The 18,261-nt window shown below is 30.4% G+C and carries 18 protein-coding genes and 1 tRNA gene; 10 read left to right on the top strand and 9 right to left on the bottom strand.

The genetic code is table 11. From position 1 onward, the window contains the following. Positions 1-54: 54 nt before the first annotated feature. Entirely contained in the window at positions 55-543 is a 489-nt protein-coding gene (locus tag J2X17_RS12415) for a DUF1761 domain-containing protein (protein ID WP_310298393.1), read from the bottom strand. A 181-nt stretch (positions 544-724) separates the two neighbouring features. On the opposite strand from J2X17_RS12415, the gene J2X17_RS12410 reads away from it, so the two are divergent. The 4 genes from J2X17_RS12410 (at position 725) to J2X17_RS12395 (ending at position 3,473) form a co-directional block, all read left to right on the top strand. Further along, on the top strand, positions 725-1,582 hold the full coding sequence (locus J2X17_RS12410) for a leucine-rich repeat domain-containing protein (protein WP_310298390.1): 858 nt from the start codon (positions 725-727) through the stop codon (positions 1,580-1,582). A gap of 250 nt (positions 1,583-1,832) precedes the next feature. Next, the gene (locus J2X17_RS12405) at positions 1,833-2,450 is read left to right on the top strand and encodes a cysteine hydrolase family protein (RefSeq protein ID WP_310298387.1); all 618 of its coding nucleotides are present in this window, start codon (positions 1,833-1,835) and stop codon (positions 2,448-2,450) included. A gap of 2 nt (positions 2,451-2,452) precedes the next feature. Further along, a complete protein-coding gene (locus J2X17_RS12400) occupies positions 2,453-2,983 on the top strand; it encodes a hypothetical protein (RefSeq protein ID WP_310298384.1) in 531 nt (176 codons plus the stop codon). 184 nt (positions 2,984-3,167) lie between these two features. After that, positions 3,168-3,473, top strand: coding sequence for a hypothetical protein (locus tag J2X17_RS12395; protein WP_310298380.1), 306 nt, complete (start codon positions 3,168-3,170; stop codon positions 3,471-3,473). 140 nt (positions 3,474-3,613) lie between these two features. Here J2X17_RS12395 and J2X17_RS12390 read toward each other — a convergent pair whose 3' ends face one another. The 4 genes from J2X17_RS12390 to J2X17_RS12375 form a co-directional block, all read right to left on the bottom strand. Continuing rightward, on the bottom strand, positions 3,614-4,591 hold the full coding sequence (locus J2X17_RS12390; protein ID WP_310298378.1) for a helix-turn-helix transcriptional regulator: 978 nt from the start codon (positions 4,589-4,591) through the stop codon (positions 3,614-3,616). Between the two features lie 3 nt (positions 4,592-4,594). Next, the gene (locus J2X17_RS12385; protein ID WP_310298375.1) at positions 4,595-5,575 is read right to left on the bottom strand and encodes a helix-turn-helix domain-containing protein; all 981 of its coding nucleotides are present in this window, start codon (positions 5,573-5,575) and stop codon (positions 4,595-4,597) included. A gap of 701 nt (positions 5,576-6,276) precedes the next feature. Beyond that, the gene (locus tag J2X17_RS12380; protein ID WP_310298372.1) at positions 6,277-7,254 is read right to left on the bottom strand and encodes a helix-turn-helix domain-containing protein; all 978 of its coding nucleotides are present in this window, start codon (positions 7,252-7,254) and stop codon (positions 6,277-6,279) included. A 1-nt stretch (position 7,255) separates the two neighbouring features. After that, positions 7,256-8,236 (bottom strand): helix-turn-helix domain-containing protein, encoded by a 981-nt coding sequence (locus J2X17_RS12375; RefSeq protein ID WP_310298369.1) that lies wholly within the window; start codon positions 8,234-8,236, stop codon positions 7,256-7,258. Between the two features lie 260 nt (positions 8,237-8,496). Between J2X17_RS12375 and J2X17_RS12370 the strand changes: the two genes are divergently transcribed. From J2X17_RS12370 to J2X17_RS12355, 4 genes are all read left to right on the top strand, one after another. Continuing rightward, positions 8,497-8,991: a CAP domain-containing protein gene (locus J2X17_RS12370; protein WP_310298367.1), complete on the top strand. Its 495-nt coding sequence runs from the start codon at positions 8,497-8,499 to the stop codon at positions 8,989-8,991. A gap of 124 nt (positions 8,992-9,115) precedes the next feature. Further along, positions 9,116-9,286 carry a hypothetical protein gene (locus J2X17_RS12365; RefSeq protein ID WP_310298363.1) on the top strand — a complete coding sequence of 57 codons (171 nt, stop codon included), beginning with the start codon at positions 9,116-9,118 and terminating at the stop codon, positions 9,284-9,286. A gap of 58 nt (positions 9,287-9,344) precedes the next feature. Then, positions 9,345-9,941, top strand: a complete 597-nt coding sequence (locus tag J2X17_RS12360) for a murein L,D-transpeptidase catalytic domain-containing protein (RefSeq protein ID WP_310298360.1) — start codon at positions 9,345-9,347, stop codon at positions 9,939-9,941. A 348-nt stretch (positions 9,942-10,289) separates the two neighbouring features. Then, positions 10,290-11,138 (top strand): hypothetical protein, encoded by an 849-nt coding sequence (locus J2X17_RS12355; RefSeq protein WP_310298357.1) that lies wholly within the window; start codon positions 10,290-10,292, stop codon positions 11,136-11,138. Positions 11,139-11,234: 96 nt separating this feature from the next. Here the strand turns inward: J2X17_RS12355 and J2X17_RS12350 are convergent, their stop codons facing one another. Further along, positions 11,235-11,873 (bottom strand): hypothetical protein, encoded by a 639-nt coding sequence (locus J2X17_RS12350; RefSeq protein WP_310298356.1) that lies wholly within the window; start codon positions 11,871-11,873, stop codon positions 11,235-11,237. Between the two features lie 404 nt (positions 11,874-12,277). On the opposite strand from J2X17_RS12350, the gene J2X17_RS12345 reads away from it, so the two are divergent. Further along, positions 12,278-13,534 carry a fibronectin type III domain-containing protein gene (locus tag J2X17_RS12345; RefSeq protein ID WP_310298353.1) on the top strand — a complete coding sequence of 419 codons (1,257 nt, stop codon included), beginning with the start codon at positions 12,278-12,280 and terminating at the stop codon, positions 13,532-13,534. 309 nt (positions 13,535-13,843) lie between these two features. On the opposite strand, the gene J2X17_RS12340 is transcribed toward J2X17_RS12345, so the two are convergent. Next, positions 13,844-13,916, bottom strand: a tRNA-Met gene (locus J2X17_RS12340). A 289-nt stretch (positions 13,917-14,205) separates the two neighbouring features. Beyond that, positions 14,206-15,732, bottom strand: coding sequence for a glycosyltransferase family 39 protein (locus J2X17_RS12335; protein WP_310298350.1), 1,527 nt, complete (start codon positions 15,730-15,732; stop codon positions 14,206-14,208). A 302-nt stretch (positions 15,733-16,034) separates the two neighbouring features. On the opposite strand from J2X17_RS12335, the gene J2X17_RS12330 reads away from it, so the two are divergent. Then, the gene (locus J2X17_RS12330; protein WP_310298347.1) at positions 16,035-16,883 is read left to right on the top strand and encodes a DUF4861 family protein; all 849 of its coding nucleotides are present in this window, start codon (positions 16,035-16,037) and stop codon (positions 16,881-16,883) included. A gap of 105 nt (positions 16,884-16,988) precedes the next feature. Here J2X17_RS12330 and J2X17_RS12325 read toward each other — a convergent pair whose 3' ends face one another. Next, positions 16,989-18,260 carry an acyltransferase family protein gene (locus J2X17_RS12325; protein ID WP_310298345.1) on the bottom strand — a complete coding sequence of 424 codons (1,272 nt, stop codon included), beginning with the start codon at positions 18,258-18,260 and terminating at the stop codon, positions 16,989-16,991. Position 18,261 lies beyond the last annotated feature (1 nt).

The raw sequence follows: 18,261 nt of genomic DNA, 5'->3' as shown, positions 1-18,261 counted from the left end.
ATTAAGAAAAACCCATTTGAGATTTGTGTTCAAACGGGTTTTGTATTTATAATTTTAAGCGAATCCACAAACTATTCCGCCCATAAAGGTTAAGGTAACAATCCAGAATCCAGCGTGAATTAAGATATATTTCCATGATTTTCTTTCGAATAAACCATTAATTCCAATTACAGGAAGAGCAAAAAATAATCCTGAGATAAAGCCGTGCAGTGCACCGTGTTTAAAAGTACGATAAGCTGTTCCGTAATCTGCCATAAAAGCCGTAAAAGAAGGCTTTGCGCTATCGATCAAGGGTGGTCCGCCAACCATTCCGACAGCTCCTGACTGATGAATTGTTAGTGACATTAGCGTCATAGTAATCATTACAGAAAAAATATACGTTAAACCAAAAATTTTAAGCATATTTCCTGTTCGGAGTTGTTCCTGTGTGAAATTGTTTTCTTTCATCCAGATGGTTCCGAAGACTTTTGGATTGTACCAAATAAAACCGATTACCAGAGTGACAAGTCCGGCTAGGAGTAATGCAATAAAGTTAATTTCCATAATATGAGGTTTTTAGGATTAGTTAAGTCAAATTTAAATAAAAAAACGGGAATTTTGACCAATTCTAAAATATAAGAAAAATAGTAGTAAATATTTACTTATTAACACTTTATCGACAATATAGGCATTATAGCTATGAAATGTATAATTTTAACGCTCAATAACGAAACCCCAATTAGTTATGAAAAGCTTAACCACATTTTTTTTAATATTTGTATTTTCTGTCAATGCTTTTGCAGACATTGTTTCAGATAAGGAAAAAGACGCTCTTATAAAATTCTATCATTCAACCGATGGATCGCAATGGCACAACAAATGGGATTTATCATTATCAGTTTCAACATGGTACGGAGTTCAAACTGAAAATGGAAAAGTTACAGGGATTAGTTTGTCGAATAACAATTTGCAAGGTGAACTGCCAGAAGCATTCTTTGACTTAGTAAATTTAGTTGCCATTGATCTGCATGAAAATAATCTGCAGGGAAATTTACCCATTGCAATTCAGAATCTTAAAGAACTCGAAGTTTTAGATGTTTCGCATAATGCATTATCTGGAACTATACCAACATCAATCTGCGAATTGAGAAAGCTGAAAGATTTAGAGCTTTTTATGAATAAGTTATCAGGAGAATTGCCTTCGGAAATTGGCAAATTGAATCAACTTGAAATCCTTTCTTTATGTAATAACGAAATTCACGGCGATTTACCCGGTTCTATTTATAAGATACAAACATTGAAAGTCTTGCTTTTAAACAATAATAAGCTTTCAGGAAATTTAAGTAGTGAAATAATTAATTTTCATGCTTTGCAAAATTTAAGTCTTTTTGATAATAATTTTGAAGGTGAAATTCCGAAAGGACTTGAAAAATTAAATAATTTATCAGAAATGAATCTTTCGTACAACAAATTTAAAGGAACAGTTTCTAAAAATCTGGCTTTGTTGGATCCATTAAATATGACAATGTTTGACGAGGATGGAAATCCGTTTTTATTAGAAATTAATACCGAAAAAGAAACAACAATAGTTACCCAAAATTAATCGTGCTTATGAATGAATTTTACTCGTTGAAAAAAGTTGATTAAATATATTTAGTTAATTGCTGGAAACCGTAATTCGTTACGGTTTTTTTGTGGAATATAAGTTCACTGTTTTTTTTGATATTTCGAAGAGTATGAGATTATTAGCGGTATATCATAAATATTTTTTATTTAACTTATTGAATATCAGATAGATAAAATACGGTTAGAATTTTGGAGTATAAAATAAAGTAACTTCTAAATTTCATATCATGAGTACCTATCAAAATACCCGAACCGCATTGATATTGATTGATCCGTTTAATGATTTTCTTTCAGAAAACGGAAAACTTTGGCCTCTTGTTAAAGAAACTGTTGAAGGAGGAAATGTCATTCAGAACATGAAAAAGGTTTTGATGGCCGCACGAAAACATAAAATTCAGGTTGTTTACGCACCGCACAGGCACACACAAAAAGGAGATTATTTAAATTGGAAGTTTTTTTCACCATCACATAATGGGAGTAAAAGTTTGACGCTTTTTGAAAAAGAAAGTTGGGGCGCCGAATTTCATCCTGAACTTTTGCCGATAGAAGGTGATTTAATTGCTCAGAATCACTGGACGGCTAGTGGTTTTGCAAATACCGACTTAGATTTTCTTCTAAAAATGCATGACATTGACCATATCATAATTGCCGGTATGCGTGCTAATACTTGCGTTGATTCTACCGCAAGATATGGAGTAGAACTTGGCTATCATGTAACTTTAATTAAAGATGGAATTGGTGCTTTTAATCAGGAGGAAATTAGAGCTACTGTAGAAACGAATTTCCCAAATTACGGACATTCTCTTTTGTCAGCCGAAGAATTTATTAAAGTCTTAGAATCATAAAAATGGAAGTTTTAGCTGAATGTACTGCGAAAGCCATGATTCATTGTGCTGCAGAAAAAATAAATATCACGGATTGGCTTTTTACTCTGAGAGACCAGGAATATCAATCTTGTTCAGTCAGTCATATAGCAGGAGGATCGTCAATCTCACAAGACGGAAAAAAAATGTCGATAAATGTAGAACGTATTGCTGATAATCTATTAATACAGCATTATATTGAAGAAATTGGAGAGAAAAATCATTGTAGGGTTAACTCCATGTCGGATTCATTTTCTGCTTTGGGCCGGACAAAATTAGGAATTACTTGGGAACTGAAGGTAAGGAGGTTAACAGCAAATAGTTGTGAATTTACAAATAAGGTGGTGGTACGATCGACGAAAGAATTTTTAGAATCACTAAAATCGGTTAATATTACTGATATAGAAGTTGTAAAAATTCAAATGCTTCAAAATGTAGCCGAACACAATGCAGAAGAAACACCATTGTTTGCGGCTGATATTCATAATAAAGTATTGAGAGGAAAATGGGAATAAATTCTCTTTTTTAAATAAAAATAAACAAATCCTGAAATAGAATTTATAGTAACTTTGTAACAAATTGATAATTTAAAATCAGTTTGTAAAATGATTTACTTTTTTTCATAACTTTAATATTGTATTCAACAAAATAATGTTGAAGTGATGAGAAAATTAATTTAAACTTTTAATACTAAAAATTATGATAGTACAGTATCAGGGTGAGCAATACGGAAAAGCGACAACCTTTACGTTAAGGATAATTGGAAATAATCTTTCAAAAAGCAGTTCTAATTATCAAATTGATTTATTGGTGGGAGGGAAGCAATTACCAATTTTCACAACCTCAATTCATCAAAGTTTATCGAATTGCTTAAAAGAAATTTATTTATTCAGAAAACATAACGGAATTAAGTTTAATGCTTCATCAGAAAAAATAGCACCATTATTAGTGCCTTATGATAAGGTTTTATATAATTATAATAAATATGCTTTATTTATGGCTTAAGTTGTTTCTAAGGTTGGAAAATACAAAAATACCGTTCTTAAGAACGGTATTTTTTTTATTCAAAATTTTTAAAATCGTAGCTGTAAGTTTTGTGAGTTTTTGCCCTGAAAATAAGATGACGCGAATTAAATTAATTTGCACTAGACTTCTAATGTCTTTTTAACAAAATCATCAGAAAGTTTTCTTTTAAAATGTTTTAAGTACTTAATTGCGAAATAAGACGGTTTCGAATAATTTAATAGTTCACTTATTTCAGTTATAGAATAGAAAGCACCACTTTGCAGAAGTTTATGTGCGAGAATTATTTTTTGTTCGTTAAAGAAATGGTTTGGTGTTACATTGTTAGCTTTTTTAAATAGTATTTTGTATTTCGTACGAGACATTCTTGCCATATTTGATAATAATGTTAATGTCGGAAATGAACCATATAAATTGTCAAGTAAATAGAGTTTTGTACTCTCTATTAAATCACTATCCATTTTTGTTACTTGTTCACGTTTAGGATTTGAATATGTTTCAATAAAATTAGCTAGTAGTTTTAAGCATATACCTCTTATGTAAGAGTCGTATTGGATATCAAATACATGTTTCTCTTTAAGACTATTAATTAATATTTTATTATTGCTGTTAAGGTGATCGTAAAAAAGTATTTTTTTCTCAACATTTTTTATGGATTTGTTTTTTTTATCTTTTTGATACAAAAGATCATGAAGCATCTGTTTTTCTATCAGTAATCTTAGAGCGAAAGTTCTTTGTTTAAGATATGGTTTAAATGAATTTTCTATACTTGTATGTAAAACCGAAAAACCAGATTTAAATTTTTTGTTTTTTGCATTACAACATACTGTGACTGTATTAATCTTTTCACTAAGATCAAATTGTAGAATATATAAATCATCATCAGATATTAATCTTTTTATATTAATTTCTTTTGTAAATACAGCATCTAAAAGTACGACCGAAATTCCATTCGTAACAGGACAAAAATAAGATATCCCTTGCGCAAAATCTTGCGGTAAAATAACTATTTTATCACGAACATGTAATGCATTCAATTTTTGTGCAGCTTCTGCTTGCCATTCACCTTTTAGGGAATAATAGTGACTTAATTCTATCATTTTTTATAATTGTTGTGAATAAGTTTTAGGAAGAAGTCCAAATTTTCCTCTAAATTTATTAGCAAAATAAGACGAATTGTTAAAGCTTAAAATTTCAGATACTTCAGTAACTGTCATTTGCTTTTCTTCAAGTAATTCTTTTGCTTTAAATAGTTTGTTCTCTAAAAAAAATGAATTTGGCGTATCGCCTGTAATTTTTTTAAAGAGACTTTTAAACTTAGTAACCGACATATTGCTTTTTTGTGCAAGAGCTTTAATACTCGGAAAATGATCATTAATATTTTCTAACAAATACCGTTGAACTGATAAAATACTTGATAAATCATCTTCATTAACTAATTGTATAATGCATTTTTTTTCAGATACTTTTCGTAAATGATCAGAAATTAACAAATGAACCGTACCTGTCAAGTGAAGATCGAAAAGTACATCATGTTCCTTTAGTTTTTGGAGATCTTTTAGTGCATGATAACTTTTTATACTCATTCTTTCCCATTGTACAATTGTATTTTGCTGAGGGTTTAATATTTGATCTATGGTTTTTTTGAAAATATTATTTTTCTGAGCGTATATTTTCATTGTTTCCTTCTTGATAAAAATGCAGCACATAAAAATTTTGCTGCCTTTTTTTGCTTCAAATTCGAATTGCAGGGAGCTATCTAGTAATAAAAGATTATATGACCACGAACCTACAGTATTTGAAACTGTGTCAAATGATAGTGTTGCATCTGACTCAGATAAGTAATAATGAAGTCCTACATAATCATTTGTATTGTTTTTAATTGTGAAATGTACATCCGTGTTATATGTGACATCAACATACATTGCAACTATTCCGCTGCCACAATCTTTAAAATATCGAATACCGGTATGTATATCTTCAGATGCTTTTATAAAGTTACCCTGTATTTTTCCGTCTAGTTTTTTGGCAAGTGATTTAGTCCATTCTAAATCTGCACCATAATGCTGAATTATCTTTTTCATACTATTTATACTAATGTTTTTTAATACGTTGAATCTTTTAATTCAATTTATTTAGGCAAAATATTTTTTTGAGTCTTTTCTTATTTATTTATGGTTATTAGTTGGTTTAACAAAAAAAGTAAAAGGCAAATATAGTAGTGGTATGAAGTGAATTTGTTCCTAATAAGGTCAGAAAAACATTGAAATAAGCCTTATTTGCGCAACGGATTGTTTTTTAAATGTCTTAAAAACAATTAATTAAAAAAAAATTGTGCTTTTTACTCGCAGAAAATTGTGAGACTTATTTTTATATAAATCTGAATTTGATAAATTTTAAACTTTTCTTGATTTGATTCAGATTTTTTCTACTCGCTTAGTCGTAAAGAAGATCATCAGTATAATTGATAATACCGAATATTGGATACTTGATAAAACGGCCGGAAATGATAATGTTGTGCTAAAGTTAAGCTGGATGAAGAAACAACCGTAAGTACTATTTATAGTTTGCCATACGACGAAATTCATATTTTTCGTTGGAATGATGTCCTAAATAGGGATCGATATGGGTGGAGTTATCCTCTATTTAAGTTATTAGTAGAGAAGTAAAAATCTGTTGAGATAATCTTTGCTGCAGCATATTCAACCGCCATGAATTAATAAAATTTAAAATGAATTTAAATACAAAATCATCAAACTATATTTGTTGTTTTTTATTAAGAGTTTTACTTTTTAATAAAATCCTCTGATGGTTTTTTATTGAATATTTGAAAATATCTTGAAGAAAAAGGCTGTATCTTGTTGAAATTTAGTTCATGCATTATTTCTGTCAGACTGTTGTAATCTCCACTCTGAAGCATTTTATGAGCGTGTTCCATCTTTTGCTGAATAAAGAAATCGTTTGCCGTGTTGTTGAATTTTTTTTTGAATAAAATTTTAAATTTTGTACCCGACATTCCTGCTAATTTAGATAAAAAGGCTATTGATGGAAAATGTTCATTTAAGTGACTGATAAGGTAATTTTTACTTGACAATAGCCCTTCTTTTTCAGATTTATGAATGTTGTCTGAAGTTTTTGTTTCATTATCAGTGTATTTTTTAAGAAAATTGCCCAATAAGTTTAAGGCTATTCCTTTTATGAAAGCATCAAAAGATTCGTCGTATATTGATTTTTCATTTAATGATAAAATTCTTAGTAAACTGTTTCCATCTATATCATCACAATAGAATTTTTTTCTTGCTGTTTCTAATTTTTTCAGAACATTTTTATTATTCGTTACAAAGGGTTGTATTAATTTATGGTCAATATAAAGACGCATGGCAAAGGTTCTTTCGTTCATGGAGGGCTCAAAGAAACTTTCTTTCTGATTATTAAACACTGTTAATCCAAGATTTATTGAATTTCCGATCTTTATTTTTTTATTATTAATTATCAAGAAATTTGGCTGTTCACTTAAATCATAATGAAAAATATATCTTTGAATGTTGTCTTTATATGTTTTTATTTTTAAAGGCTTTTTTATTTTACAATCCCATAATAGTAAAGCCATTCCTGGGATCGCCTGAATATAAAAGACTTGTCCTTTTCCTAAATCAGAGGGTATTTCGATTATTTTATTTTGAATTAATCTTCCGCCTATATCTTCTGCAAATTGAAATTGCAGTTCTGGAGGCAAAGAAAAAAAAAGACTGTCTTTATACATATTATAATTTTTTAATAAACGTATTTGGTGATACTCCAAAATATTCTCTAAACTTAAAAATGAAATAGGAATAGTTTGAAAAATTAAGTTGTTCACAAACTTCTGTTATAGTATTTTTTTTTGTCTCCAGTAATTCCTTGGCTTTTTTGAGTTTATTACTCATATAGAAATAATTTGGAGTAGTACCAGTGATTTTTTTGAACAATTTTTTGAATTTGGTTTCAGACATATGTGCTTTGTCTGAAATTGTTTTAATGGATGGGAAAGGCTTGTCAATATTTTCTATTAATATTGCCTGAATTCCAATGATTTTCATAAGATCGTCCTTATTGACTTTTTCAATAATATCAGTAGTAAACATCTGATCCAGATAGTTCGAAATTAATTCATACCCCGTTGCTATTAAATTTAAATTAAAAAGTTCGCCGCCAACATCCTGTTTTCGTAAATCCCTTAATACATTGAAAATTTCAGGAGACATGTGGTCAAATTTTATAAATGTGTTTTGATTGGTATCCATTATTTTGTCAATATTGGCAGAAAAATTTTTATTTTTTTTTGCGAAATATTCAATTTTTAATTTCTTGATAAAGATGCAGATACCATAAGATTTTGTTCCGGGACTTACATAATAATCGCTTTCCAGTAGACTGTCAATTATCGACACGTCGTAACCTAAAGATCCAATATCATAGGAAAAGTCCGTGCATGTTTTGAAGGTTTTGCCTTGAATTAAATTAAAATAGAGACCAATAAAATCTTTTTTTAAATGAGATTGAATTATATGAATTTGACTATGATACGTAACATCAATATATAATATTACTACATCTTCCTCTCCTGTGTCAAGGAAATAACGGACACCTGTACTAATGTTTTCAGGAGTGTTTATGAAATTTCCTTCGACACTTCCACCAAATTCTTTGGCAAAGCTTTCTATCCAATCCAGATCTGCACCGAAGGAATGTTGTATTGTCTTCATGTTTAGATGTTTAGAGCTATGAATGTACTAATTTAATAAAAAAACCTTTTTAATCCTGTTTTTTTATTTCTAGCTGTAAGTCAAAAGAACGGTATGTTTTATGGATGCAACAACCCCTTTAAGTTCATACTATTTATGAATTTAAAATAAGGTCTTATTCTGATGTTGTTATGTCCCTAAAAATGAAAAAATATCTTTTCATAATTAAACCTTTGCTATTCCAAAAAAACGGTCTATAGGTTTAATTAATTTAATATTTTATGATGTATAAGTGGAGTCGTATAATTTGCGCAATTATAATTTTTCCAATCTCAAATTCATGTACAAGTGATTCAGTTGATAGCTCTCAAAGCAAAGATTCAAATGTCAATTATACTTACACGGTTTCAGAATTAGAAGCTATGGATTTGATTAATAAGTATCGCGCTGATAATGGATTGAATGTACTCGAAAAAATAGACTATGTTTCTTTTAAAGCAGAAGAACATAATAATTATATGATAGCAACTCATACAGTAACTCATGATGGATTTGTAGGTAGATCAGACGATATTATAAAGGTTCTGGAAGCTAAAAATGTAAGTGAGAACATAGCATACAATTATAATAGTCCAAAAGGAGCTTTTGAAAGTTGGTTGAAAAGTCCAGAGCATAAAAAAAACATTGTGGGTGATTTTACCAATTTTGGAATTTCAATTAGACGGGACACTATTACGCAGAAAATATATTACACAAATATTTTTGTAAAAAAGTAAAAATGAAAGTTGATAGGTCTATAAAAAAGTTACAGTCTGTCAGCATTTAAAAAAAATAACTGTCAAATCGGAAAATAATTGATTTTAGGGCAGTCATCAGGGTATTAATTAAAAATATTTAAAAATGAAAAAATGGAAAGTATCAAGAAAGAGAATTGAGATTGCAAAAGCGAATATGAAAATGATATCATTTTTGGCAATGCAAGAAAAAATATTGCCAAAATGGAGAAGAATCGCTTTTGATCTTTTAAGTGATGAAGAAACAATACTTATAAATAACAGCATTTGTAAGTAGTATTTTTTCTTTAAAATATAAAATGACAATAAAGACAAATTAGAAAAATAACATTTTTATGAAAATATTTTTTATATCATTATTGACAATTGTTTTTTTAAATACTCCAATATATGTTAATAATAGAGAATTAAATACAGACTTTGATGTAGAAAGGTTTAATCAGGAAGTAAGTGCTGTAAACGAAATTATTAACGCTAAATCTGTTTACAATAATAAGATTGCGTTTCTTGTAGATATGAAAATAAAATCAGGTAAGAATCGCTTTTTTATATATGATTTAATTAATGAAAAAATAATAGATCAGGGTCTGGTAGCGCATGGATCTGGCTCAGAAACTGGAATTAGAGGCGAGTTAAAATTTAGTAACGTGGCTAATTCTAATTGCACATCATTAGGAAGATATGCCATTGGCAAAAATTACATCGGAATTTTTGGGAAGGCATATAAGCTATATGGTTTAGATGAAACCAATAGTAATGCTTTTATGAGAAATATAGTTTTGCATCAGTATTCGGCTGTACCTTTAGAAGAGCAGGATCATTATATTGTAGACAGTCATGGATGCCCAATGGTTAATGAGGAGTTTTTTAAGCGAATAGCAAAAATAATTGATACTTCGAAAACTAAAATTATTTTAAATATTTATTATTAAATGTGCAAAGCTTACTTTTCTCATTTAGGAAAACCTTTTTTACTAACATTTCTTTCCTTTTTTTAATTGGAAAACGAGGAACAAAAAAGAACTAACTTTTTGTTTAATTACCAGAAAATTTATTAAAAAAAGAAATTTCCAAGTTTTATATTAATCAATTAAATTTTGAATTTATTTTTTCAAAAAGTTTGTTGTTTTGATAAGATAAAAGTCGGCTAATTAACTTATTAGGTATTATTTAAAATGAACAAACTGGTTTGTTTTTGATTTAAAGCTTATCGTTGTTGTTTTATGTCTTATTTAGTTTATAAAAAATTTAGGCAAAAGCTATTTTCGCTTAAAAAAAAGATGAAAAAAGTAATAACGTTGGTGTTTTTGATGATGGTTTGTTTTATGACAGCTCAGGATCAAAAGAAGGCTTTGGATAAAATTGTAAAAAAAGATTTTACTGTCATTGAAGGTAGTGTAATAAAAGTAACAGGCAATACTGTAGATTTCTCCTATATAAATGAGAATACTATTAATTCATTAGATATCAATACTGTTGCTAAAATTTATTTTTCAAGCGGAAGAGTTCAGGATTTTACAGTTGAGGGAACATTGAGTTCAGGTGTTCAAAATATAATTGTAGAAAAGAAGACTATTACTTTCAAAGAGATTAAAAAAAATACAGTAGCCGTATTGCCTGTTTCGTTTTTGAATACTGAAACACATGAGTTTTCAGATGAAAGGTCAAAATATGCCCAGAATGATTTATATAATGAAGTATCTAAATACTCCAAATATACGTTGCAGGATTTGAGAGAGACAAATAATTTATTGAGATTGGCTGGTATAGATTATAATTTGTTGGATACAGCTCCTATAGAAACCTTGCAAGGGATTTTAGGGGTCGACAATATTGTGATAGGAAAGGTTTCTTATACAGTTGACAAACGTCAGGAGGTATTGACTGATTCGTACTCTTCTGTGGGAACAAACAGAAGAAGTGATAGGGTTTATGGAACTGAATTTTCTAATACAAGTGTGCAAGACGACACAATGTATGACTACAAGGTTTATCTCGATGTTTATAAAGATTCTCAAAAAATATATTCACAAACTCGTGTACCCCTAACTATTTTTGGGGCAGGGAAAAGTAAATGGGTTGATGCAATGAAATATCTGATTAAGAGAAGTCCATTGTATGTGAAGTAATATTAGCGATGACGAATAAAAAATAATCAAAATGCTATTTGTTGTTCGTCATCGTTTATTTTGTTATCAAGGCAGTTTGTTCTTTTATGTTAAGGGTTAATCCGCTTTCGTTATGCTGAATTTTTGCTGATCCAGTTTGTAATATATTTTTCCTGTACCTCCAGTTGGAGTAGGATTTTTATCATTTTCTTTATAAATAGGAAATTCCATTACCACCATTTCTTTGTCAAAGTAAAATTTATTGTGTCCCATAAATCCTTCCATAAATCCTCCTTTTGAATATTCTTTCTCTTCTATTTTTTCTTTTTTACAAGTTTTCAGATGTTTGTCTTTATCAGAGCAATAAGCATAAAAATTACCATTACTGCCGGATCCGGCACTTCTTGTAAATAGAAATAATTCGTCAAAACCATCATTGTTTAAATCTTTTGATTCAATTTTTTCAATTGGGTCAATATCGTTCAAATTAACAATTCTGTTTACTTCAAATCCTTCAGTAGAAATTATTACAGATGAAATGCTTTGTCCAGCAGGATGTGTTTCGATAACGGTAATGATTTTTCCAGTTTTGGTTTTTAATTTTGTGACTTTCGATTTTTTTTCTTCGTTTATGGGTATGGTATTCCTTTTTGAATCGGTTGCATAAATGTCATCATTTGTAAAGTTGAATTTATAAATTACCGCGAGTAAAAAGAGTCCCAGGATAACTGCTATCGCTAAAAATATTTTTTTCATTTATTAAATTGTTTGTTAAATATTCAGTAAAAGTTTTTTTGTAAAAATAGATATGAATTTGAATTTGAAGATGATAAAATAAGCTGTAAAAACATAAGAATAGGTTTTTTGTTTTTTCATTTGTAATAAAGTACTTGAAACTAATCCGCATTTAAATAGCGTGTTCAAAACCGAAAAAGGTTTGAAATGGAATTTATCCTTAAAAGGAATTAAGATTTTCATATTTTTATTGAATCAATTTGATTGCGTGATTTGATATTCGTAATCAAAAGATAGTATTGAGTTGCCTGTTTTTTAAAATTGTACAAAAAGCTTATCGTGGTATTTTCACGTCTTAATTAGTATATTTTATATTACGTAATGATTTAATTTTGTAAAAAAATAATAGAGAAGAAAATATAAAAATGAAAGAAAAAATAATAGTATCAATCGTGTCAATTCTAATGTTTATTAGTTTACTATGTTCTTCGGGCTGTTCAAAATCAGACAGCGAATTAATTCCATCAACAGAATTGATAATTGTTCCGATTCCAGTTACTACCAGCGCAACAAATAGTACTGCAAATAGTTTTTCAGCGAATTGGGAAGCATTAAAAGCGATAGATAGTTGTTATCTGGATGTTTCGGAAAAAATGGATTTTACAACAAAAATTGCAGGATATAATCCAAAGGTTATAAAAGGTTCAGAGTTAACAAGTCAGGTAGTATCAGGATTAGCGGCTGGCAAAACATATTACTACCGTTTACAAGCTTGGGTAAAAGGAAAGCAAGGTGCATTCTCTAACATTCAGAGTGTAACAACAGTTGCAGAAAGAGTGACATTAGTTGACAATCAAGGACTTTTTGGACAATATATTGTTTCTCCTGAAGAATTTAATCTCTGGAATACTCTTGATATGAGTGGTGCCGAAGTAACAGGTTTGATGAAACAAGCAAGCAAGGAAATATATAAAACCTGGCCAGATAAATTTGATTTTATTGTATTCGTACTAAACAATACAAGTAATCCGGATAATAAACCGTCTGCACAGGCTATTCCTCTAAGGAACACAGTAAAAGGACTTGGTTTTTCAGATAAATTGAACGAAGCCATTGATTATGGTTCTCCTTCTCAATTGCAGGCTGTTTCTATTATATATAAGATTCAGTTTAGTGCAACAAGTACCAACAGCTCTATAATTACAGGGCCAATTCTTCATGAGCTTGCACATCGTTGGATGAATTTTGGTTTAAATGAAAAAAGTGATCCTTCAGGAGGAATTCCTCATTGGCCTTCATATACTGTTGATGGTAACAAAACAGATCTTACCAATGGCGGAATTTTTGCTTCTCCAACTAATAACTATGCACCTATTGAGCTTTATTTAATGGGACTTATAGATGGAAGTGAAATTACCGACGCAACAAATAAAGCATTGTATGATAAAATTATTGCGGCTCAGGGTATAAGAATTCCGTCAAAAGCTAATTCGCAAAAAGATTTTAAAGCAATAATTGTGGTTGTAACACCCCAAGCATTGACTTCGCAGCAAATTGCAACAACAAACAGCGGTGTGACAGGTTTAACGAATAAGGTATTGACAGGAAGCGGGGTTAATTTTTATCGTCAGACAGGAGGTAGAGGTACACTTAGTTGTACCTTGAATGATGTGAAAAAATAGGATGTAATAGCTTATAAAATTGATTTTCAAAGCTATTAGTTAATAGAATATATCTTTGTTAAAAACCTTTTACGCGACAATCAAAAGCCTGATAAATCTATGATTTATTGGGTTTTTGATTTTAAATCGGCTTACAGCAATAATCCGATTACTTCTAAAGGATTTTTGTTATTTGCTGTACAGCTATCTCTGGAATATCATGGAGGAGCGTAAAATATAAATTTCTAGTTCGCCGCAGCGAAGACTCGAACCTCTGTGAGAATTTAAAATAAAAAAACACCAACTTTTCAAGTGGTGTTTTTCTCTTAGTAGCGGGAACAGGACTCGAACCTGTGACCTTCGGGTTATGAGCCCGACGAGCTGCCTACTGCTCTATCCCGCGATGTTTCGGGTGCAAAGATACACAGTAAATACGGTTATGGCAAGAAATTAGTTGAATATTTTTATTTATTGATATTTTGATTGTAACTTATTTATTTTTAGCTTGTTACGTTGTTGAGGTGTTTGGGAATTAGATTTCAAATGTAAATAAGGATTGTTTTTTGAACTTGATCAATTACCAAAAGAAGTTTCAGTTTTGTATCTAGTTGTTTTCAGGATATCAATTTCTAATTGGAGTTTTTATCTTTTGTTGTTAAAATCTCAACTCTCAAATGCCTCTAAAACAACCGTTATTTGCTGTAGTTCTTTTCTTCTTTAATTTCCTTTTGTATTCTTGTGTTGATATTAATTTTTGCATCAGTAAATACAAAAATGGTTGTTTTGTATTCACGGGCATATTGGTTTGTTATCTCACCAGCAATAACAGAGGTTTGAAAGTACGGACTTGTCTCGTGAAGTTCATTACTTTTTTCTTCAAATTCTTTGATTCTGATAAGATTTTTATAATTCACATTCAAATCAAACCAATTCACGTAATCAGCATTGAATGAAACGGCCTTGATTCCTTTTTTGGTGTAATAATTAATAGCTCCGGCCTGACCGTAATTATCACACAGGACTAATGTTTTTTCAGGATTAGGCAGTGTAGCATAAGCGGAATCCGTTTTGCGGGCAAGTTCTTGCCATCCCAGCATGTCGGCGAAATCTTGTGGTAAAGCATGATCCTTGCCGTCTTCCCAGCGAAGCATGCCTAATTTTTTATATTTCTCCGGATGCTGAAAAATGTATTCCGGACTTTTATTAGGAAAAGCGAGGTTGTACATTGGTATAAAAAGTAATAACGGAATTAGTATAAATACTGGTTGTAAGTAACGTTTCCATCCTGTCTTTAAAATTTCGCTAAGAAAAACAGCTCCAAAAGCAATATAAATTGGATACAAACCTATTGCGTAATAAGCTTTGGCCTTGAAATATAAAAAAACAAGAAGTGAAAAAATGATTGTTGTAAAAAAGAACTTAAATTCTCTAAAAGGTTTGTAAAATAACAGCGCATATAAACCTGAAAGAATAACTAAAAAAGAGCCTATAAAAAAAAGTAATTGTTCTTTTAAAAATCCAATACGATCTACATTGACCAATTGTGTTTCGGCTAATTCTTTCATGTGATGCACAATTGGAAATTGATTATTATATTGCCATAACAAATTCGGCAGTATCAATATTAATCCTAAAGCTAAGGCAAAATAGAGTTTTTTTTCCGCTAGAATTTTTCTTTGGTCAGAGAGTAAAAGAGCCGGCAAAAGACCAATAAGTAAAAAAAGGATATTGTATTTATTTAAAAAACCAAAAGCAAATACAATTGCTCCAATATAAAACCATTTTTTTTCTTTGGTTATTATGTATTGAATAACTACATAATAAAAAGCTGTCCAGCATAATATGTCTAATGAATTTGGCTGATATAACATATTGATTCGTAATAAGCATGAAAATACAACACAGCAGGCTCCTAAAATTAAGGCATATAAATTGCCTTTAAGTGTTTCGATAGTTTTCCACACAATTATTAATGTTAAAACACCGAAAAGAGCAGGAAAAAACTTAATCCAGAAAACCGAATTCCCAAGTAAAAATATAAGATACGAAAACCACGAAGTCACTGGCGGTACCGATAAATATCCCCATGCTAGATGATTTGCCTGATCTAAGTGAAGATATTCATCACGTTGCAAATCATATTCCGGACTCAGTAATATGTACTGTAAAACAAATTTTAAAATGATGAAACCGCTTAAAATGATGATTTTTTTGGTCATAGAGATTTTGTATAAAAGTTTTTTATAAAAATGCTATAGCTAATATATCATTTATTTAAATTGGAAATGAAAGGAGTAGCTTTTCAAACTCATAAAATGATAATTAATTCTTTTTTGCAGAATCTTCTCCTAAATATCGTAAACGAGAAAATTTCAATTTATCTCCAAAGTTTTTGGTTTGTTGTAAATAATTTTTCTAATTCATAGAAATAGAATTTGTTAATAAATGTATATTTCTTCGCGCATTGATAAAATGCTATTTATATTTACAAAAAAAAATTAATCTATAAATAATGTAAATTATGAAATTACCATTTATCACAGCTTTATTGTTTTGTTGTATTTGTTTTGGACAAAATAATACAGACACAAGTTTGTATATGAAAGCTGAAAAAATAACATATTTGACAGACATAGGGTCAGAATCTGGAGATTTATATAAGACAATCGGACATCACGGACCTGCGGTAGAAAACGAGTGGATGGGATTGAGAATTTATTTTAGTGATAAAGCGGCTATCGACGTTTATTCTAAAGCAAGACCAGGTCTAGAATTAAAGCAGGCAAATTGGTATCCAACACCGGAACAACAAAAAGAAGGTTGGGGGGCTGATTATTATAAAGTTGGAGCAACTGTAGGTTTGGGAGGTGTGCGCCTTTGGGATGGAGAAAAAGTAGTTCCTTTGAATCCTGTATCAAATCGTCTGGCCCATGTTGGAAAAACTGAAACGACGTCATTTATGGAAATGATTTCCAGAGGAGTTCCTTACAAAGGAAAAAAAGTAGACATTATGGTTCGTGTTACCGTATTTTCTGGAAAAAGAGAGGCTAAGGTTGAGGCTTTTAGCTTAAATGGTGAAAAAGTACAGTTTGTTACAGGAATAAATTATTTCAAAGATTTTGAAACTAAAAAAGGAACCAATTATATTGCTGTCTGGGGAAAACATCCAGAAGATGTAGCTGCTGAAATTGTAGGAATTGGAGCGGCAATAATTTATAATCCTAAAGATTATGAGAAAAATACAGATGATGGGACGCAATATTTATTAATTTCAAAACCAACTAAATCTTTAGAAACAAAAATCATAGCGGCAAGTGCGAGAGAACAAGAATTAAATACTCTGGATAAATTAGAAGCCTATATAAAATAGAAAAAGACAATAAAAAAAGCTTCAGGTTTATCTGAAGCTTTTTCATAGTAGCTGTAATATAACTCACAAACAATTTTCATGAATTCTGTGAGGACTGTTTTTGTTTTAAACCTTAAAAACTAGCTTGTTTTTATAAAAAATCCAAAGGATAATAGACCAAAAAATGGCATATAATAAAGCATACGCCAAGGAAGAGTTCAACGGATTTTCAAAACATGGGACAATCCAATGATTATAGATTAAACCTTGAACACCAATTTCTTCTGAAGGGATTTCTGGATTTTGGACCTTAATGGAGCTCATTACTCTCGGAATTATTCCTGAAAAGAAAAACACAATCATAGGATTTACACCCCAGATCAAGAAGAATTTTGTCCATTTTTTGTAATTGGCAATGTCAATGACGTAGTACAATAATGTTAGGATTACTGTTGCAATTCCGGCAGTATACAAAACGTAAGAACTTGTCCAAAGTGATTTGTTGATAGGGAAAAAGATATTCCAGATTAAACCCGCAATTATCAATGCAACTCCCGTGATGGCTGTCTTTTTTGCGATTTCAATTTTAGGAATTTGCAGGTTTAATAATTGCCCGATATACATTCCGAGAATTCCTGTTCCAATTGCTGGTAAAGTGCTCAAAATTCCTTCAGGATCCCAAGTTTTGGAGGAGGCCCACAAATGTCCTTCTAAAAGTAAATTGTCTAACCAAGCTGCGAGGTTGGTTCCTTTTTCAAAATTAGCTTCACCAAATCCGGGAACTGGAACGAAAGCCATTAAAAGCCAATATCCCACTAAAATAGAACCCGCAACGATAAGTTGTGTTTTCAAATTTGTTTTCAAATATAAAATAGAAGTAAAGAAATATACAATTCCGATACGTTGTAAAACTCCCGGAATTCGAGTGTCTTCAAAATGTTCCATACCACTAAAAGCCAGTGATATCAATGCCACAAAAATTCCAACCGCGAGATATGTTTTAACTTTTAAGCTAAAGTTTCCTAAAAGGGCATAAGCAACTCCAAAAGCAGTCACTAATCGAATTGCCAATAACGGAATTCCTTCTAAACCAAAGATGTGAATTCTGCTGAAACAGCTTAAAAACAATCCTAAACAGAAAATTCGTAATGAACGAACCAGAATTTTATTAAAAACTGCCGAGTCAAAATGTTTGATAGGCATTGCAAACGGTATTGCAGTTCCCATTATAAAAACGAAAAACGGAAAAACTAAATCGGTAGGGGTGCAACCGTGCCATTCAGCGTGTTCCAAAGGCGGGTAAATAGCATCCCAGCTTCCCGGGTTGTTGACAATCGTCATCAGTAAAATAGTAAATCCTCTAAATACGTCGAGTGATGTTAAACGTTCTTTTGTCATT

The organism is Flavobacterium aquidurense (assembly GCF_031458035.1).
GTDB classification, from domain to species: domain Bacteria; phylum Bacteroidota; class Bacteroidia; order Flavobacteriales; family Flavobacteriaceae; genus Flavobacterium; species Flavobacterium aquidurense_C.
The sequence above is the reverse complement of the archived record's forward strand: the minus strand, read 5'-3'. Positions and strand labels throughout refer to the sequence as shown.